We start from the raw sequence: 23058 nt of genomic DNA on the forward strand, positions 1-23058 counted from the left end.
AGGAGCACGGCCGCTGATGGACGTCTACGTCCCGATCCTCGTGCTCTTCGCGCTGGCCTTCGCCTTCGCGGCGGGCTCGGTGCTGGCGGCCGGTCTGATCGGTCCCAAGCGCTACAACCGGGCCAAGCTCGACGCCTACGAGTGCGGGATCGAGCCGACCCCGCAGCCCATGGGCGGCGGTCGCTTCCCGATCAAGTTCTACCTGACGGCGATGCTGTTCATCGTCTTCGACATCGAGATCATCTTCCTGTACCCCTGGGCCGTCACCTTCAACTCGCTCGGGCTGTTCGGCCTGGTCGAGATGGTCCTGTTCATCGGCACCGTCTTCGTCGCGTACGCCTACGTCTGGCGGCGCGGCGGTCTGGAGTGGGACTGACATGGGTCTTGAGGAGAAGCTCCCCAGCGGAGTCCTGCTGACGAGCGTCGAGAAGCTCGTCAACTGGTCGCGCAAGTCCTCGCTGTGGCCGGCGACGTTCGGCCTCGCCTGCTGCGCCATCGAGATGATGGCGTCGGGCGCCGGTCGCTACGACCTCGCCCGCTTCGGCATGGAGGTCTTCCGCGCCTCGCCGCGCCAGGCCGACCTGATGATCGTCGCGGGCCGGGTCAGCCAGAAGATGGCGCCCGTCGTCCGCCAGATCTACGACCAGATGCCCGAGCCCAAGTGGGTCATCGCGATGGGCGTGTGCGCCAGCTCCGGCGGCATGTTCAACAACTACGCGATCGTGCAGGGCGTCGACCACATCATCCCCGTCGACATGTACCTCCCCGGCTGCCCGCCGCGCCCGGAGATGCTGCTCGACGCGATCCTCAAGCTGCACGACAAGATCATGGACGAGCCGCTCGGTGCCAACGCCAAGCGTCGCGAGCTGCCGGGCTACGAGCCCAAGATCCTGCTCCCGAGCAGCGTGCGGTACGCCCAGTGACGGCCCCCCTCGAGCCGCGCGCCGGTCAGGACATGTTCGGTGCCGCTTTCGGCGGTGACACCTCCGGCTTCGGAGGCCTGGTCCGTCGTACGCCGGAAGCCGTCTCCACGCCGCGCCCCTACGGCGGGTGGTTCGACGAGGCCGTCGACGCCCTCGAGGCCGCCTACCCGGCCTTCTCCGACGCCATCACCCGCGTCGTCGTCGACCGCGGCGAGCTGACCCTGCACGTGCGCCCCGACAAGGTCGCCGAGGTGTGCCAGGTCCTGCGCGACGACCCCAACCACCGCTACGAGCTGCTCTCGAGCGTCTCCGGCGTCGACTACCCCGCCGAGGCGACTCGGCTGCACGCCGTCTACCACCTGACGTCGATGACCTACCGCCGCCGGCTGCGCCTCGAGACCGCCGTCACCGTCGAGGACCCCCATGTCGCGAGCGTCTGCGACGTCTACCCGACGGCCGACTTCCACGAGCGCGAGACGTGGGACTTCTTCGGGATCGTCTTCGACGGCCACCCGGCGCTGACCCGCATCCTCATGCCCGACGACTGGGACGGCCACCCGCAGCGCAAGGACTACCCCCTGGGCGGCGTGCCGGTCGAGTACAAGGGCGCCACCATCCCGCCGCCCGACGAGCGGAGGACCTACTCGTGACGACCACCGACCCCTACGCCGCGCCTGCCGGCACGCGCGAGACCACCGAAGGCACGGTCTACACCGTCACCGGTGGCGACTGGGACACCGTCCTCGCGGGGGCCGCCGAGGACGAGCGCATGGTCGTCAACATGGGGCCGCAGCACCCGTCGACGCACGGCGTGCTCCGCCTCGTGCTCGAGCTCGAGGGCGAGACGGTCACCCAGGCCCGCACCGTCATCGGCTACCTCCACACCGGCATCGAGAAGAACCTCGAGTACCGCACGTGGACCCAGGGCGTCACCTTTGTGACGCGCATGGACTACCTCGCCAACGCCTTCAACGAGACCGGCTACTGCCTGGCCGTGGAGAAGCTGCTCGGCATCGAGGTGCCCGAGCGGGCCAACGTCATCCGGGTGCTCGTCATGGAGCTGCAGCGCATCGCGTCGCACCTCGTCGGTCTCGCGACCGGCGGTATGGAGCTCGGTGCGTTGACCGCGATGACCAACGGCTTCCGCGAGCGCGAGGTCGTCCTCGACGTGCTCGAGATGATCACCGGCCAGCGGATGAACCCCGCCTACGTCCGGCCCGGCGGCGTCGCAGCCGACCTCCCGCCCGGTGCGGTCGAGAAGATCCGCGAGCTGCTCGCCCTGTTCGACGAGCGCCTCCCCGGCTACGACGACCTGCTGACCGGCAACCCCATCTGGCAGGCGCGGCTGCAGGGCGTGGCGCACCTCGACCTGCAGGGCTGCCTGGCCCTCGGCGTGACCGGACCGATCCTCCGCGCCGCCGGCCTGGGCTGGGACCTGCGCAAGACCGAGCCCTACTGCGGCTACGAGGGCTACGACTTCGACGTGCCCGTGGAGACCACCGCCGACGGGTGGGGTCGCTTCCGGGTCCGGATCCGCGAGATGCGCGAGTCGATGAAGATCATCGAGCAGGCGCTCGACAAGCTGGTGCCCGGCCCCGTCATGGTCGAGGACAAGAAGGTCGGCTGGCCGGCCCAGCTGGCTCTGGGCAGCGACGGCCTCGGCAACTCCCTCGACCACGTGAAGAAGATCATGGGCACCTCGATGGAGGCCCTGATCCACCACTTCAAGCTGGTCACCGAGGGCTTCCGCGTCCCGGCCGGTCAGGTCTACGTCGCGATCGAGTCCCCCCGCGGCGAGATGGGCTTCCACGCGGTGAGCGACGGCGGCACGCGGCCCTACCGCGTCCACGTCCGCGACCCCTCCTTCGTCAACCTGCAGGCGACCTCCGCGATGTGCGAAGGCGCTCTGCTCGCCGACGCCATCGCGGCCGTCGCGAGCATCGATCCGGTCATGGGCGGAGTGGACAGGTAGTGCTCACGGACAAGACCCGCGCAGAGGCGCGCGAGCTCATCGCGCGCTACCCCGTGCCCCGCTCGGCGCTGCTGCCGATGCTGCACCTCGTGCAGTCGGAGGAGGGCTACGTCAGCCCCGACGGCATCGCGCTGTGCGCCGAGGAGCTCGGCCTCACCAAGGCCGAGGTCGGCGCCGTCGCGACCTTCTACACGATGTACCGCCGCAAGCCGGCCGGCACCTACCACGTCGGTGTGTGCACCAACACGCTGTGCGCGGTCCTCGGCGGCGACGAGATCTTCGCCGCCGTGAAGGACCACCTCGGCATCGGCCACAACGAGACGACCGAGGACGGCACGGTCAGCCTCGAGCACCTCGAGTGCAACGCGGCCTGCGACTACGCGCCGGTGATGATGGTCAACTGGGAGTTCTACGACAACCAGACGCCGGCCTCCGCCCGCGACCTCGTCGACGCCTGCCGCGCCGGCACCCCGCCGCCGCCCACCCGTGGACCGTCGTCGCTGTGCACCTTCAAGCAGGCCAGTCGCGTCATCGCCGGCTTCAACGACGGCCGCGCGGGCGAGGGCGTCAACGCCGGCCCGCCCGCGCTGGTCGGCCTCGAGCTCGCGAAGGGCCGCGGCGACACCGCACCCGACTACCCGGGCCAGGAGCAGTCATGACGCTGACCCCCGTGCTGTCCCGCCACTGGGACGACGCCGACTCCTTCACGATCGACGGCTACACCCGCCACGGCGGCTACACCGCCCTGACGAAGGCCCTCGGCCAGACGCCGGACTCGCTCATCCAGCTGGTCAAGGACTCCGGCCTGCGCGGCCGCGGCGGCGCCGGCTTCCCCACGGGAATGAAGTGGGGCTTCATCCCGCAGGGCGACGGCAAGCCGCACTACCTCGTCGTCAACGCCGACGAGTCCGAGCCGGGGACCTGCAAGGACACCCCGCTCATGCTGTCCAACCCCCACGTGCTCGTCGAGGGGGTGGCGATCGCGTCGTACGCCATCCGTGCCTCCTTCGCCGTCATCTACGTGCGCGGCGAGATCCTCCACGTCATCCGTCGGCTGCAGCAGGCCGTCGCCGATGCCTACGCCGCCGGCCACCTCGGCAAGGACATCCACGGCTCGGGCTTCGACCTCGACGTCGTCGTCCACTCCGGCGCGGGCGCCTACATCTGCGGCGAGGAGACGGCTCTGCTCGACTCCCTCGAGGGCTACCGCGGCCAGCCGCGGCTGCGCCCGCCGTTCCCCGCGACGCACGGCCTCTACGCGAGCCCGACCGTCGTCAACAACGTCGAGTCGATCGCGTCGGTCCCCTCCATCGTGCTCGGCGGCGCCGAGTGGTTCTCGAGCATGGGCACCGAGAAGAGCAAGGGCTACACGCTCTACTCGCTGTCGGGCCACGTGAAGAACCCCGGCCAGTTCGAGGCCCCGCTCGGCATCACGCTGCGCGAGCTGCTCGACATGAGCGGTGGCATGCGCGAGGGCCACACCCTGAAGTTCTGGACCCCGGGCGGCTCCTCCACCCCGATCCTCACCGACGCGCACCTCGACGTCCCGCTCGACTACGAGGGCGTCACCGCGGCCGGCTCGATGCTCGGCACCAAGGCCCTGCAGTGCTTCGACGAGACCACCTGCGTGGTTCGCGCCACGCTGCGCTGGACCGAGTTCTACGCCCACGAGTCCTGCGGCAAGTGCACGCCCTGCCGCGAGGGCACCTACTGGATGGTGCAGATCCTCAAGCGCCTCGAGGCCGGCACCGGCACCGAGGAGGACATCGCGACGCTGCTCGACACCTGCGACAACATCTTCGGCCGGTCCTTCTGCGCCCTCGGCGACGGCGCGACCAGCCCGATCGTGTCGGGTGTGCAGTACTTCCGCGACGAGTTCCTCGCCCACATCACCGGGCGCGGCTGCCCCTTCGACCCGGTGGCCTCGACCATCTTCGCCGGAGCCACTGCATGACCGCGACGCAGGACATCACGACGACGACCGACCTGGTCAGCCTGACCATCGACGGCTTCGAGGTGAGCGTCCCCAAGGGCACCCTCGTCATCCGCGCCGCCGAGCTCGTCGGGATCCAGATCCCGCGCTTCTGCGACCACCCGCTGCTCGACCCGGTCGGCGCGTGCCGCCAGTGCATCGTCGAGGTCGAGGGGCAGCGCAAGCCGCTCGCGTCCTGCACGACGACGGTCACCGAGGGCATGGTCGTCAAGACCCAGCTGACCAGCCCGGTCGCCGAGAAGGCCCAGAAGGGCACCCTCGAGCTGCTGCTCATCAACCACCCGCTCGACTGCCCGGTCTGCGACAAGGGCGGCGAGTGCCCGCTGCAGAACCAGGCGATGAGCCACGGCGGCAGCGAGTCGCGCTTCCACGACGTCAAGCGCACCTACCCCAAGCCGATCGCCATCTCGACGCAGGTCCTGCTCGACCGCGAGCGCTGCGTCCTCTGTGCCCGCTGCACCCGCTTCAGCCAGCAGATCGCCGGTGACCCCTTCATCGAGCTGTTCGAGCGCGGTGCGCTGCAGCAGGTCGCGATCTACACCGACACGCCGTTCGAGAGCTACTTCTCCGGCAACACCGTGCAGATCTGCCCGGTCGGCGCGCTCACCGGCGCGGCCTACCGCTTCCGCGCCCGCCCCTTCGACCTCGTCTCCTCGCCGATGGTCTGCGAGCACTGCGCGGCCGGCTGCGCGCTGCGCACCGACCACCGCCGCGGCAAGGTCCTGCGCCGCCTCGCCGGCGACGACCCGCAGGTCAACGAGGAGTGGAACTGCGACAAGGGCCGGTGGGGCTTCACCTACGCCACCCAGCCCGACCGCATCGCCGGCCCGCTCGTGCGCGACTACGACACCGGCCGGCTGCGGCCCGCGTCCTGGACCGAGGCGCTCGACGTCGCGGCCCGCGGCCTGACGATGGCCCGCGAGGGCAAGGGCGCCGCGGTCCTGCCCGGCGGCCGAGTCACCGTCGAGGACGCCTACGCCTACGCGAAGTTCGCTCGCGTCGCCCTCGGCACCCACGACATCGACGCCCGCACCCGCCCGGGGACCACCGAGGAGCTCGACTTCCTCGCGTCCTCGGTCGCCGGGCGCTACCTCGAGACGACCTACGCCGACGTGGAGGCCGCGCCGGCCGTCCTCGTCGCGGGGCTCGAGCTCGAGGAGGAGTCGCCGATCCTGTTCCTGCGGGTGCGCAAGGCCGCGCTCGCCGGCACGACCAAGGTCTGGGCCGTGGCGCCCTTCGCCACCCCGGGTACGACGAAGACCGGTGCGACGCTGCTCTCCACGGTGCCCGGCACCGAGGCCGCCGCACTGGCCGGCCTCGACGCCGACGTCGTGACCGCGCTGTCGCAGCCGGGTGCCGTCGTGCTCGTCGGCGAGCGCCTCGCGACCGCCCCCGGGGCGCTGTCCGCCGCCGCCGCGCTGGCGGCCCGCACCGGCGCCAAGCTCGCCTGGGTCCCGCGCCGCGCCGGTGAGCGCGGTGCCGTCGACGCCGGTGCGCTGCCGACGCTGCTGCCCGGTGGTCGCACCCTCGACCAGGCTGCCGACATCGAGGCCCTGTGGGGCCCGCTGCCGACCGAGCCCGGCCGCGACCTCGAGGCGATCCTCACCGCCGTGCGCGACGGCGAGCTCGACGCGCTCGTCGTCGGCGGGGTCGACCCGGCCGACGTCCGCGACCCGCTGCTCGCCCTCGACGCGCTCGACAAGGCGTCGTTCCTCGTCAGCCTCGAGATCCGCCGTTCGCCCGTGACCGACCGCGCCGACGTGGTGCTGCCGGTGGCCGCGGTGGTCGAGAAGGCCGGCACCTTCCTCGACTGGGAGGGCCGCGCCCGCCCGTTCGAGGCCGTGCTGCAGACCTCGGGCGCGCTGCCCGACGTGCGCGTGCTCCACGTGCTCGCCGACGAGATGGACCGCCCGCTCGGGCTGCCCGACGTCGCGGCGGCCCGCGCGGAGATCGGCCGGCTCGGCGTGCGCGCGAGCGCCCCGGCGGTCCCGTCGTACTCCGCTGGTGAGGCCCCGTCGCCCATCGCCGGTCAGGCGGTCCTCGCGACTTGGCACTGGCTGCTCGACGACGGCTCGCTGCTCGACGGCGAGCCGTTCCTCGCCGGCACGGCCAAGCGGCCGCGGCTGCACCTGTCCGCGGCGACCGCCGCCGAGATCGGCGCGGCGCAGGGCGACCTCGTGACCGTGACGACCGAGCGCGGCGCGCTGCAGCTGCCGCTGGTCGTCGCCGACCTGCCCGACCGCGTCGTGTGGGTCCCGACCCGGCTCGACGACGCCGCGGTCCGCCGCGACCTGTCGGCCGTCGGTGGCGACGTCGTTGCGATCGAGGGCCCGGGTGGCCCGGTGCCGCCGCCGAGCAGCCCGATGAGCGAGGCCGAGGAGCGGATGGTCCCGACCGACACCGACCCGTCCGGCGAGGCCGCCAGCGACGTGCAGGACGCGGTCGCCGACCAGACCGACGGGGAGGGCCAGGCGTGAACGACACCGTGACGAGCCTCGGCAACGAGCCGCTCTGGCTGACCATCGGCAAGGTGCTGTTCGTCTTCGTCCTGCTGGTCCTGCTGACGCTGTTCTCGATCGTCTTCGAGCGCAAGGTCGTCGCCTGGATGCAGATGCGCGTCGGCCCCAACCGGGTCGGCCCGCGCGGCTACCTCCAGTCCCTGGCCGACGGCATCAAGCTGGCGTTCAAGGAGGAGATCATCCCGGCGCTGGCCGACAAGCCGGTCTACGTCCTCGCACCGATCGTCTCCGCCGTCCCCGCCTTCCTCGCCTTCTCGGTCATCCCGTTCGGGCCCGAGGTGTCGATCGCCGGCGAGCAGACCTCGCTGCAGCTGACCGACCTGCCGATCGGTGTGCTGTTCGTGCTCGCCTGCTCGAGCGTCGGCGTCTTCGGCATCGTGCTCGCCGGCTGGTCCAGCGGCTCGGTCTACCCGCTGCTCGGCGGGCTGCGCTCTGCGGCGCAGGTCATCTCCTACGAAGTGGCGATGGGCCTGTCGTTCGTCGCGGTGTTCCTCTACGCCGGGTCGCTGTCGACCGCCGACATCGTCGACGGCCAGGCCGACAAGTGGTACGCCATCACGCTGCCGGTGTCGTTCGTCATCTACCTCATCGCGATGGTCGGTGAGACCAACCGCGCGCCCTTCGACCTCCCCGAGGCCGAGTCGGAGCTCGTCGGTGGCTTCCACACCGAGTACACCTCGCTGAAGTTCGCGATGTTCTTCCTCGCCGAGTACATCAACATCGTCACGGTCTCCGCGCTCGCGACCACGATGTTCCTCGGCGGCTGGCGCGCGCCGTTCCCGTTCAGCCGCGTCGAGTGGATGAGCGAGGGCTGGTTCCCGATGGTGTGGTTCCTGCTCAAGGTCATCGGCTTCATCTTCCTGTTCATCTGGCTGCGCGGGACCCTGCCCCGGATGCGCTACGACCAGTTCATGAAGCTCGGGTGGAAGGTCCTCATCCCGGTCAGCCTCGTCTGGATCCTGCTCGTCGCGGCGATCCGCACGCTGACCGAGGAGGTGCCCGACGGGCGCACCCGGGTCTTCTACATCCTGGCCGCGTTCGCCGTGCTGCTCGCGATCTTCTACCTCATCCCGCAGAAGCCCCCCGTCGTGGAGCCCACCCCCGAGGAGGGCCTCGTGCCGCTCGACCAGGGCGGCTTCCCGACACCGCCGCTCGACCTCGTCGTGCCGCCCACGCCGCGATCGCTGCAGCAGGCCGCGGTCACGTCCGGCGCGCCCGCACGTCCCGAGGAGGAGGTGGACCGTGGCTAGCCTGTTCGACCCCGTGAAGGGGTTCGGCGTGACCTTCGGCGCCATGTTCAAGGAGAAGACCACCGAGGAGTACCCCGAGGTCAAGAAGGTCACGGCGCCGCGCTACCACGGCCGCCACGTCCTCAACCGACACCCGGACGGCCTCGAGAAGTGCATCGGCTGCGAGCTCTGCGCGTGGGCCTGCCCGGCCGACGCGATCTACGTCGAGGGTGCCGACAACACCGACGAGCGGCGCTTCTCGCCCGGTGAGCGCTACGCCGCCGTCTACCAGATCAACTACCTGCGCTGCATCTTCTGCGGCCTGTGCATCGAGGCGTGCCCGACCCGGTCGCTGACGATGACCAACGAGTTCGAGCTCGCTGACGACAGCCGCACCGCGCTGATCTTCACCAAGGAGCAGCTGATGGCCCCGCTGCTGCCGGGCATGGAGCAGCCGCCGCACCCCATGCGGCTCGGCGACTCCGACACCGACTACTACGTGGGCGCGGGAGGCGACCAGTGACCGGAGCTGTCACGGCCGACGTGCTGGCCGCCGCCTCCACCGGCGAGGCGATCACCTTCTGGGTGCTCGGCCCGCTGTGCGTCATCGCGGCCGCCGCGATGGTGCTCTCGCGCAACGCCGTGCACGCCGCGCTGTTCCTGGCCGCGGTGATGCTGTCGCTCGCCGGCCTCTACGCCGTGCAGGACGCGCCGTTCCTCGCCGCGGTGCAGGTCATCGTCTACACCGGCGCGATCCTCATGCTGTTCCTGTTCGTCCTCATGCTCGTCGGCGTCGATTCGGCGGACTCGCTCGTCGAGACGCTGCGCGGCCAGCGGGTCGCGACCTTCGTCGTGGGCATCGGCTTCGGCCTGCTGCTCATGGGCGCGGTCGGCAGCGCGGTCGACGGCGACGGCGCGGGCCTCACCGAGGCCAACCAGGACGGCAACGTCGTCGGCATCGCCCGGCTGCTGTTCACCAAGTACGTCTTCGCCTTCGAGGTCACCTCGGCGCTGCTCATCACTGCCGCGCTCGGCGCGATGGTGCTCGCCCACAAGGAGAAGGTCGGCGTCGCGGCGCTGACCCAGCGCGAGCGGGCCCGCGCCCGCTTCGCCAGCGGCCACCCGCACCCTCTGCCCGGACCGGGCGTCTTCGCCCTCGGTGACAACACCGCCATCGGCGCGCTGCTGCCCGACGGCAGCACCGCCCCCGGCTCGGTGAGCCCCACGCTGACCGAGGAGCCCCAGGGACCGGTGGTGCACGGATGAGCCCCAGCTACTACCTGGTCCTCGCGGCGCTGCTGTTCACGATCGGCGCCGTCGGTGTGCTGACCCGGCGCAACGCGATCCTGGTCTTCATGTGCGTGGAGCTGATGCTCAACAGCGTCAACCTCACTCTGGTCACCTTCAGTCGCATCAACGGTTCGCTCGAGGGCCAGATCATGGCCTTCTTCGTGATGGTCGTCGCTGCGGCGGAGGTGGTCGTGGGCCTCGCGATCATCATGAGCATCTTCCGCACCCGCCGCTCGGCGTCCGTCGACGACGCCAACCTGCTCAAGTACTAGCCCCATCACCGGCCCTCCTGACCCTGGGCCGCACGAGACGAGGACGACCCGTGCCTGACCCGAACCGGTGCTCCCGGTGAGCGCGCTCAGCGTGCTCGCCGAGGGCGAGGCCGTCGAGGTGACGACCCGCTACGTCGCCGCGACCGGCAGCTTCGAGCTGCTCTGGCTGCTCATCGCGCTGCCGCTGCTCGGTGCGGCCGTGCTGCTGCTCGGCGGTCGCCGCACCGACTCGTGGGGCCCCTACCTCGCCTGCGCGATGACGGGCTCGGCCTTCGTCTACGGCCTGATCAGCTTCTTCGCCCTCACCGGCGAGGCAGCCGGTGAGCGCTCGGTGCAGCGCACGCTGTTCTCGTGGATCCCGGTCAACGGGTTCAACGTGGACGCCGGTCTGCTCTACGACCCGCTGTCCGCGACCTTCGTGCTGCTCATCACCGGCGTGGGCTTCCTCATTCACGTCTACTCGCTCGGTTACATGGGGCACGACCCGCGCAAGCGGCAGTTCTTCGCCTACCTCAACTTGTTCGTGGCCGCGATGCTGCTGCTCGTCCTCGGCGACAGCTTCCTCGCGCTCTACGTCGGGTGGGAGGGCGTCGGCCTCGCGTCGTACCTGCTCATCGCCTTCTACTTCACCAAGCCGTCGGCGGCGACGGCGGCCAAGAAGGCCTTCATCGCCAACCGCGTCGGTGACGTCGGGCTGTCGCTCGCGATCATGGTGCTGTTCGCGGCGCTCGGCACCACCGACTTCCTCGGCGTCTTCAGCGCCGCCGAGGAGGGCGTCCTCGCCGGCGGCACCGCGACCGCCGTCGGCCTGCTGCTGCTGCTCGGCGCCTGCGGCAAGTCGGGGCAGTTCCCGCTCCACACCTGGCTGCCCGACGCGATGGAGGGCCCGACCCCGGTCTCCGCCCTCATCCACGCGGCAACCATGGTCACCGCCGGCGTCTACCTCATCGCCCGCTCCACGCCGATCTACCTGCAGACCCCCGACGCCGCGCTCGTCGTCAGCATCATCGGCGCGATCACACTGCTGATCGGCTGCATCATCGGCTGCGTCTACGACGACATCAAGAAGGTGCTGGCCTACTCCACGGTGAGCCAGATCGGCTACATGTTCCTCGCGGTCGGGATCCCCGGCGCGGGCGCGGTGGCGATCCTGCACCTGCTCACCCACGGCTTCTTCAAGGCCTGCATGTTCCTGTCGGCCGGATCGGTCATGCATGGCATGAACGACCAGGTCGACATCCGCCGCTTCGGTGCGCTCCGCAAGGAGATGCCGGTGACCTTCGCCTGCATGACGGCGGGCTACCTCGCCATCATCGGCTTCCCGCTCACCGCCGGCTTCTTCTCCAAGGACCTCATCATCGAGCACGCCCTCGACCAGGGCGGCACCCGCGGGTGGGTCTTCGGCGGCATCGCGCTGCTGGGCGCCGGCCTTACCGCCTTCTACATGACGCGGCTGTGGACCATGACGTTCTTCGGGGAGAAGCGCTGGACGCCCGACGTCCACCCGCACGAGTCGCCGAAGGTCATGACGGTCCCGATGGGCATCCTCGCCGTCGGGGCGATCGTGCTCGGCTTCGTGCTCGTCAACGTCGTCGACCTGCAGGGCTGGCTCGCGCCGATCACGGGCACCGAGGCGGTCGACCACGTCCTCGCGCCGATCGTCGTCTCGATCCTCGCGACCACGGTCGCCGGCATCGGCGTTGCGCTCGCCTGGTTCCAGTACGCCACCAAGCCGGTCCCGACGACCCCGCCGGTCGCCGTCGGCCCGCTCACCACGGCGGCCCGCAACAACCTCTACCTCGACGCCCTCAACGAGGCCGTCCTCATGCGCCCCGGGCAGTACCTCACCCGGGCCCTGGTCTACGTCGACAACAAGGGCATCGACGGTGCGGTCAACGGCCTCGCGGCCGCTGTCGGCGGCGCCTCCGGCCGGCTGCGCAGACTGCAGACCGGCTTCGTGCGCTCCTACGCCCTGTCCGTCTTCGCAGGCGCCCTGCTCATCGCCGGCGCCCTGCTCGTGGTGAGGATCGGCGCATGACCGGCACCCCCTGGCTCACGATCCTCGGCATCACGCCGCTGGTCGGTGCGCTGCTGATCGCGCTCGTCCCGAAGGGCCGCGACGAGCTGGTCAAGCAGGTCGCCCTCGGCACCTCGCTCGTCGTGCTCGGCATGACGATCGCGATGTGCGCGGCCTTCGAGCCCAACGGCGAGCGCTTCCAGTTCGTGCAGGAGAAGGACTGGATCCCCACCTTCGGCGTGCAGTACGCCGTCGGTGCTGACGGCATCGCGCTGGTGCTCATCGCGCTGGTCGCGGTGCTGGTCCCCGTCGTGCTGCTCGCGAGCTGGGACGACGCCGACCCGACGCCGAACGACGACGGCTCCGCCTCGCCCCGCAAGCGCAGCGTCAAGACCTTCTTCGCGCTGCTGCTCATCCTCGAGACGATGATGATCGGCGTCTTCGCGGCGACCGACGTCTTCCTGTTCTACGTCTTCTTCGAGGCGATGCTCATCCCGATGTACTTCCTCATCGGGCAGTACGGCGGCCCGCAGCGCTCCTACGCCGCCGTGAAGTTCCTGCTCTACAGCCTCGTCGGCGGCCTGCTCATGCTGGCGTCGGTCATCGGGCTCTACGTCGTCTCCGCCGACCAGGGCGAGGGCACGTTCAACTTCGAGGCGCTTACCCAGCTGGAGATGTCCACGCCGCTGCAGATCGCGCTGTTCTCCGGCTTCTTCATCGCCTTCGCCATCAAGGCACCGCTGTGGCCCTTCCACACCTGGCTGCCCGACGCCGGTGCCGAGGCACCTGTCGGCGGCGCGGTCCTGCTCGTCGGCATCCTCGACAAGGTCGGGACCTTCGGCTTCCTGCGCTACTGCCTGCCGCTGTTCCCCGACGCCGCCCGCGAGCTCGGCCCCTACATCATCGCGCTGTGCGTGATCGGCGTGCTCTACGGCGCGCTGCTCGCAATGGGCCAGACCGACCTCAAGCGGCTGGTGTCCTACACCTCGGTCGCCCACTTCGGCTTCATCGGGCTGGGCTGCTTCGCCTTCACGTCGCAGGCCGGCACCGGCGCGGTCCTCTACATGGTCAACCACGGCCTGTCGACGGGCGCGCTGTTCCTCGTCGTCGGCTTCCTCATCGCCCGCGGCAAGTCGCGCAACAAGGAGCACTACTCCGGCGTCGCGTCGATCACTCCGGTGCTCGGCGGCCTGTTCTTCGTCGCCGGCCTGTCCTCGCTGGCGCTGCCGGGGCTGTCGACCTTCATCAGCGAGTTCCTCGTGCTCGTCGGCACCTTCACCACCTACCCGGTGGCGGCCGTGCTCGCGACGCTCGGCATCATCCTCGCCGCGCTCTACATCCTGCTGGCCTACCAGCAGACGATGCAGGGCCCGCTCGAGCTCCCCGCGGGGATCGTCAAGGAGAAGGTCAAGGACCTGCGCTTCCGTGAGGTCGCCGCTGTCGCGCCCCTCATCGCCATGATGATCTTCCTCGGCTTTTACCCGAAGCCACTGCTCGACGTCATCACCCCCGCCGTCAACGCGACGCTGCAGCAGGACGTCGGCGTGGAGGACCCCGCGCCGACCGACGCCGCCCCCGTCGCGACCGAGAGCAAGTAGGCAACCGTGATCGACGACATCCAGTCGCCCTCCATCGCCTACGCGGCGCTGGCGCCGATGCTCCTCGTCTTCGGCGCCGCCGTGATCGGCGTGCTCGTCGAGGCCATCGCCCCCGCCGCCCAGCGGCGCGCCCTGCAGCTCGCCGTCGCCGCCGCGGGTCTGGTCGGGTCCTTCGTGGCCGTCGTCCTGCTCTGGGGCGACCGCACCGGTGAGGGCGGCGCCGGTGAGCTCACCGCCGAGGCCGCCATCGCCGTCGACGGCCCGACGCTGTTCCTACAGGCCACCCTCGCGGTGCTCGGCCTCGCCGGCATCATGCTGCTCGCCGAGCAGCGCCTCGACAGCTCCGGTGGCGCCGTCGTCGCCAAGGCAGCGGTCCTGCCGGGCAGCCGCGAGGACGTCGCGCTGTCGGAGAGCGGCACGGTCCAGACCGAGATCTACCCGCTCGCGATGTTCGCGCTCGGCGGCATGATGCTCTTCCCCGCCTGCAACAACCTGCTGCTGATGTTCGTCGCGCTCGAGGTCCTGTCGCTGCCGCTCTACCTGATGTGCGGGCTGGCCCGCCGTCGCCGCCTGCTGTCGCAGGAGGCCGCGGTGAAGTACTTCCTGCTCGGCGCGTTCTCCTCCGCCTTCTTCCTCTACGGCGTCGCGCTCATCTACGGCTACGCCGGCAGCGTCGACCTCGGCGATGTCTTCGACGCCACCGGGGTCGCCTCCAGCAACGACCTGCTCCTCTACCTCGGCCTCGCGATGCTCGTCGTCGGCCTGCTCTTCAAGGTCGGCGCGGTGCCCTTCCAGGCATGGACGCCCGACGTCTACCAGGGCGCTCCGACGCCGGTCACCGCCCTCATGGCGGCGTGCACCAAGGTCGCCGCCTTCGGCGCCGTGCTGCGCGTCCTGCAGGTCGGCTTCGAGCGCACCTCCTGGGACTGGCGCCCGATGATGTGGGCGGTCGCGATCCTCACGATGGTGCTCGGCGCGGTGCTCGCGGTGACGCAGACCGACGTCAAGCGGATGCTCGCCTACTCCTCGATCGCCCACACCGGCTTCATCTTGGTCGGCGTCATCGCGGTCAACAAGACCGGTCTCGCGAGCACGCTGTTCTACCTGCTGACCTACGGCTTCACGACCATCGCGAGCTTCGCGATCGTCAGCCTCGTCCGCGACAGCAGCGGCGAGGCCACCCACCTCGCGCAGTGGGCGGGCCTCGGTCGCAAGAGCCCGGTCGTCGCCGGGGCCTTTGCGCTGCTGCTCTTCGCGCTCGCCGGCATCCCGCTCACCAGCGGCTTCATGGCGAAGTTCGCGGTGTTCCAGGCCGCGACCGAGGGCGGTGCGACTGCGCTCGTTGTGGTCGGTGTCATCGCGAGCGCGGTGACGGCGTTCTTCTACGCCCGCGTCGTCGTGCTGATGTTCTTCCAGGAGCCGGCTCCGGACGGCCCGACCGTCGCGATCCCGAGCGGTCTCACCGCCGCCGCGATCGCCGCGGGACTGGCCGTCACCGTCGTGCTCGGCGTCTACCCGCAGTCGGTCCTCGAGCTCGCGAACGACGCCGCCGTCTTCGTCCGCTGACATGACCACCAGCCTCGGCGCGGCGGCGCTCGACGCCGACCCCGTCCTCGCGGCGTCGCTGCAGGGCGGCCTCGCACGCGTCGAGGACCGGCTCCGCGAGGTCGTCGCAGCCAGCCACCCGCTGCTGCGCGAGGCCAGCGCCCACCTCGTCGCCGCCGGCGGCAAGCGGGTCCGCCCGCTGCTCGCGCTGCTGGCTGCCGAGCTGGGTGACCCGGGCGCTCCTGGTGTCGTCGACGCCGCCGTCGTCGTCGAGCTCACCCACCTCGCGACGCTCTACCACGACGACGTCATGGACGAGGCGCTCGTACGTCGCGGTGCCGAGAGCGCCAACGCGCGCTGGACCAACACCGTCGCGATCCTCACCGGCGACTACCTGTTCGCCCGCGCGTCCGACCTCACGGCCGGGCTCGGCACAGAGGCCACCCACCTGCAGTCGCGGACCTTCGCCCGGCTCGTCGAGGGTCAGATCTCCGAGACCGCCGGACCGCTCGACGGTGAGGACGCCGTCGCCCACCACCTGCAGGTCATCGCCGACAAGACCGCGTCGCTGCTGTCGACCTCCGCCCGGCTCGGCGCGATGACCGCGGGTGCCGCGCCCGCCGACGTCGAGACCGTCGCGCGCTACGGCGAGGTCTTCGGGGTCGCCTTCCAGCTGTCCGACGACCTCATCGACATCACCAGCGACTCGGCGGCGTCGGGCAAGACGCCCGGCACCGACCTGCGCGAGGGCGTCCGGACCCTGCCCGTGCTGCTGGTGCTGGCCGGCACCGACGACGAGAGCGCCCGGCTGCGCGAGCTGCTCCACGCCGACCTCACCGACGACGCCCTGCACGCCGAGGCCCTCGCCCTGCTGCGCGCCCACCCCGCGATGGACGAGGCGCGGCAGCGACTGCAGGGCTACGTCGACGAGGCCCGCTCGGTGGCCGCCGACCTGCCCGACGGGCCGGCCCGCGACGCGCTGCTGGGGCTCACCGCCTTCGTCGCCGACCGCACCGGCTGACCCGGCACGCACCACCTGCCCCGACACCCCTCGCCATCAGTCGGGATGTGGCGATCACGCGCGCTCAGCTCCGCGGGGATGATCGCCACATCGTCGGGCCGGGGGACCGTGACACCGCCGGTGCCCCTTGCCATCAGTCGGGATGTGGCGATCACGCGCGCTCAGCTCCGCGGGGATGATCGCCACATCGTGGAGCCGCCGCGGCCCACGTGCGCTCCGCCAGGGGTACGGGGCGGTGGGCCGCGCCGGGTGAGCGGGCAGGATGGGCGGGTGACGACCCCGACGGCACCCGGCGCGGCACCCGGCGCGGCACCCGGCGCGGCGGTCGACCCGCAGGCCGCTCCGCTGCCGGCGCCGCTGCGGCTGGTGCTCACCGCGGGCCGGACCTGGCGGCTCCGGGTCGTCGGTGCGGGCCTCGCCTGCTGCGCGGTCGAGCTGCTCGCGGCCTCCCTCGACGCGCCCGTCGACGGCAGCGGCGTGCTGCGGCTCGGGACCGCCAAGGCCGACGAGCCCGACGAGCCCGACGAGCCCGACGTGAGCGTGCTGGTCGTGTCGGGCACCGTCACCGACAAGGTCGCACCCGCGCTGGTCGCGCTCTGGGAGTCGCTGCCCGAGCCGCGCAAGCTCATCTCCTTCGGCTCCTGCTCCAACAGCGGCGGTCCCTACTGGGACAGCTACTGCGTGGTGCGCGGCGTCGGTGAGCTGCTGCCCGTCGACGTGCTCGTTCCCGGCTGCCCGCCGCGGCCCGAGGCCCTGCTCGACGGCCTGCTCCTGCTCGAGCAGCAGCTGTGACGCCGCAGGAGCTCGCCGACCGGGCCGTCGCGGTCGTCCAGTCGGCGGGTATCGCCGAGGTGACCGCGGCAGCGGCGTACTCCCTGGTCACCGTCGACGTGCCCCGCGTGCGCTGGCAGGAGGCGGCGACGGCCCTGCGCGACGGGCTGGGCCTGGACTCCCTCGACCTCGTCACCGCCGTCGACGAGGAGGCGGCCGGCTTCGACGTCGTGCTGCGCGCCTTCTCGACCACCGACAAGCACGGGCTCGCCCTGCGCACCCGGGTCCCCCGCGAGGACCCCACTGTCGCCACCCTGACCGGTGTGTGGGCTGGTGCGGCCTGGCACGAGCGCCACACCGCTGAGCTGTTCGGGATCGGCTTCGAGGGCCACCCCGGTCTCACCCGGCTGCTGCTGCCCGACGGCGTCACGAGCCCGCTGCGCAAGGACGTCCTGCTCGAGCGCCGCCAGACGACGCCCTGGCCCGGCCGCAAGGAGCCGGGCGAGTCCGACACCGACAGCCCGCGGCGGCGTCGGCTGCTGCCCCCCGGAGTGGCCCCGTGACCGACCTGCCCGCCCGCAGCCGCGGCGTCATCGGCCTGCTCGCCGAGAGCTGCACGGTCTGCATGCTCTGCGCCCGCGAGTGCCCGTCGTGGTGCATCCACATCGACTCCCACAAGGAGGTCGAGCCGGCCGAGACGCCGCGCGGCAAGCCCAAGGTCTCCCACGTCATGGACCGCTTCGCCATCGACTTCTCGCTGTGCATGTACTGCGGGATCTGCATCGAGGTGTGCCCCTTCGACGCGCTGCACTGGTCGCCCGAGCACGCCTACGCCGCGACCGCGGCCGAGGGGCTCGTCCACGAGCGCGACCTGCTGGGGGAGTGGCTCGCCACGGTGCCGCCGCCGCCGCCGCTGGACCCCGCGGCCGGCCCTGCCAAGGAGGAGCTCGACGGGGAACGGCCGCCCCGCCCCTGAGCGTTGATCTCGGTGAGACGCACCCCGACCCGGAGGAAGACGTGCACAGCCACCACAGCTCGGCCAACGGACTGAAGACCGTCCTGCTGCTCGGCCTCATGAGCTCGGTCATCGTCGTCATCGGTGGCCAGTTCGGCAGCGGAGGGCTGTTCTTCGCCGTGCTGTTCGCGTTGGGGATGAACGGCTACGCCTACTTCAACAGCGACAAGCTGGCCCTGAAGAGCATGCGCGCCTACCCGGTCAGCCAGGTCGAGGCGCCCGAGCTCTACGCCACGGTCGCCGAGCTCGCCGCCACGATGCGCATCCCCATGCCGCGGCTCTACCTCAGCCCGACCGAGGCCCCCAACGCCTTTGCGACCGGTCGCAACCCGCGCCACGCCGCCGTCTGCTGCACCGAGGGCATCCTGCGGCTGCTCGACAAGCGCGAGCTGCGCGGCGTGCTCGGCCACGAGCTCGCCCACGTCGGCAACCGCGACATCCTCATCGCCTCGGTCGCGGCCACCCTCGCGACTGCCATCACGATGATGGCCAACATCGCGCAGTTCTCGATGCTGTTCGGCGGTCGCGACGACGACGAGGGCGGCAACCCCTTCGCCGCGCTGCTCCTCGTCATCGTCGGGCCGATCGCTGCCGCGATGGTCCAGATGGCGATCAGCCGCAGCCGGGAGTACCAAGCCGACGCCACCGGCGCCCGGGTCACCGGCGACCCGCTCGCCCTGGCCAGCGCGCTGCGCAAGCTCGAGATGGGCACCGCCGCGCGGCCGCTCGTCGAGGACCCGCGGCTCGCGCCGGCCAGCTCGATGATGATCGCCAACCCCTTCCGGGGCGGCGGTCTGGGGCGGATGTTCAGCACCCACCCGCCGATGGCGGAGCGGATCGCGCGACTCGAGGCCCTGGCTGGCTACCCGCGCTGACATCTGATTAGACTGATTGTCGAAAGACCCCCTGGTACCCCGACGGCCGGCTCCCTCCCCCCGAGAGCCGGCCGTCGGCCTGTCCGGACCCGCCCGTCAGCGGTAGTTCGTGAACTGCAGGGCGAAGTCGAACTCCTTGCCCTTGAGCAGCGCGATGACGGCCTGCAGGTCGTCCTTCTTCTTGGCCGACACCCGCAGCTGGTCGCCCTGCACGGCAGGCTGCACGCCCTTCGGGCCCTCGTCGCGGATCACCTTCGCGACCTTCTTCGCGTTCTCCTGGCTGATGCCCTCCGACACCGTCGCGGTGATGCGGTACTCCTTGCCGGACTGCTGCGGCTCGCCGGCCTCGAGCGTCTTGAGCGAGATCGCCCGCTTGATGAGCTTCTCCTTGAAGACGTCGAGCAGCGCCGCGCAGCGCTCCTCCGACTCGGCCTTGATCAGGACGCTCTCGCCGGACCAGCCGATCTCGGCGCCGGTGCCCTTGAAGTCGTAGCGGGTCGCGGCCTCCTTGGCGGCCTGGTTGAGCGCGTTGTCGACCTCCTGACGGTCGACCTTGCTCACGATGTCGAAGGACGGGTCTGCCACGGGGATCTCCTGCGAAAGGGGTGCGGGTGTTCCGCTATCCTCGTCCACGCACCAGGCGGGTTGCCCGAGTGGTCAATGGGAGCGGACTGTAAATCCGTCGGCTTAGCCTACGAAGGTTCGAACCCTTCACCCGCCACGCGTCACGGCCCCGCGCTCCTCGCGAGCGCGGGGCCGTCGCACGTCCACGACCAAGGCGTACGCCGGGGGCCGGCCGGGGGGCGGGCGATCAGGCTCAGCGGGCGCGGCGGGCGAGCACCGAGCGGATGGTGGCGCCCTCGAGGGTGCCGAAGGTCCGTCCGAGCGTCAGGGCTGCCGGCGACATGATCGTGCAGGGCCCGCGGGACTCCGGCGAGGTGCCGTGGTCCGCCTGCGGGGGAGCGCCCTCGGCGCAGTTGCCCTGCTCGTGGTGGCCCCCGAAGGAGTGGCCGACCTCGTGCGCGAGGATCACGCCGGCGCTGACCGTGCCGACGCCGCCGGGCACGGTGTTCTCCGGCGAGTAGTGGACCTGGCCGATGGAGAAGCCCTGCTCGGGGTGCAGGGTCCCGGCGAGGCAGTCGGCCTGGCCGCCGCCGAAGACGTCGTTGGCGACGTAGACCGCGTCGACGCCTGCTGGCCGCCGGCCGCCGTAGCGGGCCCGGGCCCAGCCGCGCAGCTCGTCGGCCTGGCGGACGCCGGCGGGCAGTGAAGTGACGTCGTAGGACAGCCGCAGCGAGACCCCGATGCGGCGGTAGGCCTCGACCGCGACGGGGGCGGCCGCGCGCATGTCGTTGGCGAGCTCCGGCGGGACGACGACCCGCACGTGCGCGGCCAGCACACCGTCACCGGCGAAGGAGGTGGCGGGCACGACGACGGCGTCGTCGCAGACCGGGTCGCGGTCGAGCGCCCGGCCGCCCAGGCGTGCGCTCACGGCGGTCCGGAAGCCGTCACCTCCGAGAGCGCCGTAGGTGACGCTCACCCGCACGCGGTAGGTCGCGCTCGCGCTGCGGTGCTCGAAGGTCACGTCCGGGGCGGCGTCGCCGTCCTGCTCGGTCTGCTCGCCGGGGCCCCCGAGGAGCTCGTCGCTCGGCCGCTGGCCGTCTCGGGCGACCTCCGCGCCCGAGCTGTCGAGCACCTCCAGCACGGTCTGCTCCTGCGCGACGTCGATCGTCACCAGGGTCCCCGGTCGAGCGACCACGGTGAGCTCCTGCACGTGACAGGTCTCGGTCGGGCCGGCACAGGCGTCGCTACCCCGCAGCTCGGCCTCGTAGGCCGTGCGCGGGTGCTTCGGGTCGAGCCGGGAGCCGGCCGCGGCCGCTGGGGCGGTCCCCGCAGCGAGGAGGACCAGCAGCGGCAGCAGCACCCGTCGGAGGTTCATGCCTCGGAGAGCCCGCGAGATCGGGTCCGGTTCGGACGGGTTCGCACTCACTCGTCCGGAGCACCCGAAGTTGCGGCATTCGGCCCTACGCGCGCCTCGGGATCCTGCCGACCGCTACACGGACAGGACGTTCCCAGCCTGCGCGCCTGCTCGACTCGACTACCGACCGGAGCCCCAGACCCGTGCTCGCCGACCGTCGTACCGCCACCCGCCGCGACAGCCAGACCTGGACGCGCGACGTGTCCGGTACTGCTGTGTCGGGTGTTCGCACGCCGCTCTTGAGTCAGACCTGGACGCGGACGGCACAGCCTGCGGGCCGCAGCCAGACCTGGACCCGGGTCGCCGCCGCGCTCACCGCCCTGCTCGTCGCGGGCGCGCCCGGTGCGGCCTACGCGAGCACGGCGCCTGACCGCGCGGCCGGCACAACCGCTGTCAACGACGCCACGGACGCTGTCAGCAGCTGGATCGTCCGGGCCGTCCCCGGTCAGCTCGCCGCGGTCGACGCGGAGGTGCGCCGGCTCGGTGGCGTCGTGACCGGCCAGGTCCGCCTGGTCGAGGCCGACGTCGCGTTGCTGCCCGCCTCGGCCGTGGCCGCGCTGCGCCAGGACCGCCGCGTCGCGAGCGTCACCCCCGACGACGTCGTCGCCCTCCTCGGCGACGACAGCGACGACGACACCGAGAAGTCCGAGAAGTCCGAGGTCGACACGGCGACCTCGCTCGCAGAGCTGCGCGCGCAGGTCGGCGCCCCCGGCCGCCGCGCGGGCGCGGGCATCGGGGTCGCCCTGATCGACAGCGGCGTCGCCCGGGTCAAGGGCCTGGACCGCTCGCGGATCGTGCAGGGCCCCGACCTGTCCTTCGAGTCGCAGTCCGATGAGCTCCGCCACCGCGACACCTTCGGCCACGGGACCCACCTGGCCGGCATCGCCGTCGGCCGCGAGGGGATCGCGCCCGGTGCCCGGCTGGTGAGCCTCAAGGTCGCCAACGCCCACGGTGCAGCCGACGTCTCGCAGGTGCTCGCCGCGGTCGACTGGGTCGTCGAGCACCGTGACGACCCGACGTACGGCGCCCGGGTCCTCAACCTGTCTTTTGGCACCGACGCGACCCAGTCCTACCTCGCCGACCCGCTGGCCTTCGCGGTCGAGCAGGCCTGGCGCAAGGGCGTCGTCGTCGTCACCTCGGCCGGCAACCGGGGCGCCGGTGACGGCCGCATGACCAACCCCGCGACCGACCCGTTCGTCATCGCGGTCGGGGCGGCGGACACCCGCGGGACCGTCGACCGCGCGGACGACGTGCTCGCCGGCTTCTCCTCGACGGGCTCCACGACGCGCGCTCCCGACCTGCTCGCCCCGGGCAGCCGGATCGCCAGCCTGCGCGCTCCCGGTTCGACGATCGACCGGGCCCGACCTGAGGCGCGCGACGGCAAGGCCTTCCGTGGCAGCGGCACCTCGCAGGCCGCCGCGGTGGTCTCCGGTGCCGCCGCCGCGCTGCTCGCCGAGCGCCCCGAGCTCACCCCCGACCAGGTCAAGGCGCTGCTGGTCGGCACGGCCACCCCGATGCCCGGCGGGGCGATGCTCGACCTCGCTGCCGCGCTGCGGGCCCCGACGCCGTCGAGCGCACTGGCCCGGCAGGCCTTCGCGCCCTCCCGCGGCGACGGCAGCCTCGACGCGGCCCGCGGCACGATGCGCCTCGTCGCCCCCGACGGCAGCGTCCTGCGCGGCGAGCAGGACGTCATCGGTGCGCCGTTCGACGCGGCGGCACACGCCGCGGCGTCGGCCGACGGGACCGCCTGGGTCGACGGCACCTGGAACGGCGCGGTCTGGACCGGCGCCGCGGCGGGTGACACCGACTGGGCGAGCAGCACCTGGGCCAGCTCGACCTGGGGCTCCTCGACGTGGGGCTCCTCGACGTGGGCGAGCAGTACGTGGGCCAGCTCGACGTGGGCGAGCAGCACGTGGGCCAGCTCGACCTGGGCCAGCAGCACCTGGGCCTCCTCGAACTGGGCGTCCTCGACCTGGGCCTCGTCCACGTGGGCCTCCTCGAACTGGGCCTGACGGGCGACTCCAGCATCCCCGCGCACCT

The 23058-nt window shown here is 71.6% G+C and carries 22 protein-coding genes and 1 tRNA gene; 21 read left to right on the top strand and 2 right to left on the bottom strand.

The annotated features are described in order from the left end of the window. The first annotated feature begins 16 nt into the window (after positions 1-16). From Q8R60_18085 to htpX, 19 genes are all read left to right on the top strand, one after another. Positions 17-376 carry an NADH-quinone oxidoreductase subunit A gene (locus tag Q8R60_18085; protein ID MDP3714385.1) on the top strand — a complete coding sequence of 120 codons (360 nt, stop codon included), beginning with the start codon at positions 17-19 and terminating at the stop codon, positions 374-376. Position 377: 1 nt separating this feature from the next. Then, complete coding sequence (locus Q8R60_18090) at positions 378-923, top strand: NADH-quinone oxidoreductase subunit B family protein (protein MDP3714386.1); 546 nt, start codon at positions 378-380, stop codon at positions 921-923. Positions 924-955: 32 nt separating this feature from the next. Then, the gene (locus Q8R60_18095; protein ID MDP3714387.1) at positions 956-1573 is read left to right on the top strand and encodes an NADH-quinone oxidoreductase subunit C; all 618 of its coding nucleotides are present in this window, start codon (positions 956-958) and stop codon (positions 1571-1573) included. After that, positions 1570-2895, top strand: a complete 1326-nt coding sequence (locus tag Q8R60_18100; protein ID MDP3714388.1) for an NADH-quinone oxidoreductase subunit D — start codon at positions 1570-1572, stop codon at positions 2893-2895. The genes Q8R60_18095 and Q8R60_18100 overlap by 4 nt, the downstream gene beginning before the upstream one ends. After that, entirely contained in the window at positions 2895-3554 is a 660-nt protein-coding gene (gene nuoE, locus Q8R60_18105; protein MDP3714389.1) for an NADH-quinone oxidoreductase subunit NuoE, read from the top strand. The genes Q8R60_18100 and nuoE overlap by 1 nt, the downstream gene beginning before the upstream one ends. Further along, positions 3551-4849, top strand: a complete 1299-nt coding sequence (nuoF, locus tag Q8R60_18110; protein ID MDP3714390.1) for an NADH-quinone oxidoreductase subunit NuoF — start codon at positions 3551-3553, stop codon at positions 4847-4849. The genes nuoE and nuoF overlap by 4 nt, the downstream gene beginning before the upstream one ends. Further along, positions 4846-7365, top strand: a complete 2520-nt coding sequence (locus Q8R60_18115) for an NADH-quinone oxidoreductase subunit G (protein ID MDP3714391.1) — start codon at positions 4846-4848, stop codon at positions 7363-7365. The genes nuoF and Q8R60_18115 overlap by 4 nt, the downstream gene beginning before the upstream one ends. Beyond that, the gene (gene nuoH / locus Q8R60_18120; protein ID MDP3714392.1) at positions 7362-8657 is read left to right on the top strand and encodes an NADH-quinone oxidoreductase subunit NuoH; all 1296 of its coding nucleotides are present in this window, start codon (positions 7362-7364) and stop codon (positions 8655-8657) included. Before Q8R60_18115 ends, nuoH begins: the two co-directional genes overlap by 4 nt. Next, complete coding sequence (gene nuoI / locus Q8R60_18125) at positions 8650-9159, top strand: NADH-quinone oxidoreductase subunit NuoI (protein ID MDP3714393.1); 510 nt, start codon at positions 8650-8652, stop codon at positions 9157-9159. The genes nuoH and nuoI overlap by 8 nt, the downstream gene beginning before the upstream one ends. Beyond that, a complete protein-coding gene (locus tag Q8R60_18130) occupies positions 9156-9902 on the top strand; it encodes an NADH-quinone oxidoreductase subunit J (protein ID MDP3714394.1) in 747 nt (248 codons plus the stop codon). Before nuoI ends, Q8R60_18130 begins: the two co-directional genes overlap by 4 nt. Continuing rightward, a complete protein-coding gene (gene nuoK, locus Q8R60_18135; protein MDP3714395.1) occupies positions 9899-10198 on the top strand; it encodes an NADH-quinone oxidoreductase subunit NuoK in 300 nt (99 codons plus the stop codon). Before Q8R60_18130 ends, nuoK begins: the two co-directional genes overlap by 4 nt. 118 nt (positions 10199-10316) lie before the next feature. Beyond that, positions 10317-12236, top strand: coding sequence for an NADH-quinone oxidoreductase subunit L (gene nuoL, locus Q8R60_18140; protein MDP3714396.1), 1920 nt, complete (start codon positions 10317-10319; stop codon positions 12234-12236). After that, positions 12233-13813, top strand: coding sequence for an NADH-quinone oxidoreductase subunit M (locus Q8R60_18145; GenBank protein MDP3714397.1), 1581 nt, complete (start codon positions 12233-12235; stop codon positions 13811-13813). Before nuoL ends, Q8R60_18145 begins: the two co-directional genes overlap by 4 nt. A 6-nt stretch (positions 13814-13819) precedes the next feature. Further along, on the top strand, positions 13820-15379 hold the full coding sequence (gene nuoN / locus Q8R60_18150) for an NADH-quinone oxidoreductase subunit NuoN (protein MDP3714398.1): 1560 nt from the start codon (positions 13820-13822) through the stop codon (positions 15377-15379). A gap of 1 nt (position 15380) precedes the next feature. Beyond that, positions 15381-16379: a polyprenyl synthetase family protein gene (locus Q8R60_18155; GenBank protein ID MDP3714399.1), complete on the top strand. Its 999-nt coding sequence runs from the start codon at positions 15381-15383 to the stop codon at positions 16377-16379. A 270-nt stretch (positions 16380-16649) separates the two neighbouring features. Beyond that, positions 16650-17171 (top strand): NADH-quinone oxidoreductase subunit NuoB, encoded by a 522-nt coding sequence (gene nuoB / locus Q8R60_18160; GenBank protein MDP3714400.1) that lies wholly within the window; start codon positions 16650-16652, stop codon positions 17169-17171. Further along, positions 17168-17713, top strand: a complete 546-nt coding sequence (locus Q8R60_18165; GenBank protein ID MDP3714401.1) for an NADH-quinone oxidoreductase subunit C — start codon at positions 17168-17170, stop codon at positions 17711-17713. The genes nuoB and Q8R60_18165 overlap by 4 nt, the downstream gene beginning before the upstream one ends. Next, entirely contained in the window at positions 17710-18126 is a 417-nt protein-coding gene (locus Q8R60_18170; GenBank protein MDP3714402.1) for a 4Fe-4S binding protein, read from the top strand. Before Q8R60_18165 ends, Q8R60_18170 begins: the two co-directional genes overlap by 4 nt. Before the next feature lie 41 nt (positions 18127-18167). After that, the gene (gene htpX / locus Q8R60_18175; protein ID MDP3714403.1) at positions 18168-19040 is read left to right on the top strand and encodes a zinc metalloprotease HtpX; all 873 of its coding nucleotides are present in this window, start codon (positions 18168-18170) and stop codon (positions 19038-19040) included. Between the two features lie 96 nt (positions 19041-19136). Here htpX and Q8R60_18180 read toward each other — a convergent pair whose 3' ends face one another. Then, positions 19137-19625 (bottom strand): YajQ family cyclic di-GMP-binding protein, encoded by a 489-nt coding sequence (locus tag Q8R60_18180; GenBank protein MDP3714404.1) that lies wholly within the window; start codon positions 19623-19625, stop codon positions 19137-19139. Positions 19626-19679: 54 nt separating this feature from the next. On the opposite strand from Q8R60_18180, the gene Q8R60_18185 reads away from it, so the two are divergent. Continuing rightward, a tRNA-Tyr gene (locus tag Q8R60_18185) sits at positions 19680-19761 on the top strand. Positions 19762-19857: 96 nt separating this feature from the next. Here Q8R60_18185 and Q8R60_18190 read toward each other — a convergent pair. Continuing rightward, the gene (locus tag Q8R60_18190) at positions 19858-20979 is read right to left on the bottom strand and encodes a hypothetical protein (GenBank protein ID MDP3714405.1); all 1122 of its coding nucleotides are present in this window, start codon (positions 20977-20979) and stop codon (positions 19858-19860) included. A 278-nt stretch (positions 20980-21257) separates the two neighbouring features. Here Q8R60_18190 and Q8R60_18195 point away from each other — a divergent pair, with 278 nt between their 5' ends. Beyond that, the gene (locus Q8R60_18195) at positions 21258-23030 is read left to right on the top strand and encodes a S8 family serine peptidase (protein ID MDP3714406.1); all 1773 of its coding nucleotides are present in this window, start codon (positions 21258-21260) and stop codon (positions 23028-23030) included. The last annotated feature ends 28 nt before the right edge of the window (positions 23031-23058 follow it).

The organism is Mycobacteriales bacterium (assembly GCA_030697205.1).
Classification (GTDB): domain Bacteria; phylum Actinomycetota; class Actinomycetes; order Mycobacteriales; family SCTD01; genus JAUYQP01.

Excerpts from the sequence above, each read along its gene's own strand:
- Q8R60_18090 (MDP3714386.1), top strand. The coding sequence starts at position 378 with ATGGGTCTTGAGGAGAAGCTCCCCAGCGGAGTCCTGCTGACGAGCGTC.
- Q8R60_18190 (MDP3714405.1), bottom strand. The coding sequence starts at position 20,979 with ATGAACCTCCGACGGGTGCTGCTGCCGCTGCTGGTCCTCCTCGCTGCG.
- nuoK (MDP3714395.1), top strand. The coding sequence starts at position 9,899 with ATGAGCCCCAGCTACTACCTGGTCCTCGCGGCGCTGCTGTTCACGATC.
- Q8R60_18095 (MDP3714387.1), top strand. The coding sequence starts at position 956 with ATGTTCGGTGCCGCTTTCGGCGGTGACACCTCCGGCTTCGGAGGCCTG.
- Q8R60_18145 (MDP3714397.1), top strand. The coding sequence starts at position 12,233 with ATGACCGGCACCCCCTGGCTCACGATCCTCGGCATCACGCCGCTGGTC.
- Q8R60_18115 (MDP3714391.1), top strand. The coding sequence starts at position 4,846 with ATGACCGCGACGCAGGACATCACGACGACGACCGACCTGGTCAGCCTG.
- nuoF (MDP3714390.1), top strand. The coding sequence starts at position 3,551 with ATGACGCTGACCCCCGTGCTGTCCCGCCACTGGGACGACGCCGACTCC.
- Q8R60_18085 (MDP3714385.1), top strand. The coding sequence starts at position 17 with ATGGACGTCTACGTCCCGATCCTCGTGCTCTTCGCGCTGGCCTTCGCC.
- Q8R60_18155 (MDP3714399.1), top strand. The coding sequence starts at position 15,381 with ATGACCACCAGCCTCGGCGCGGCGGCGCTCGACGCCGACCCCGTCCTC.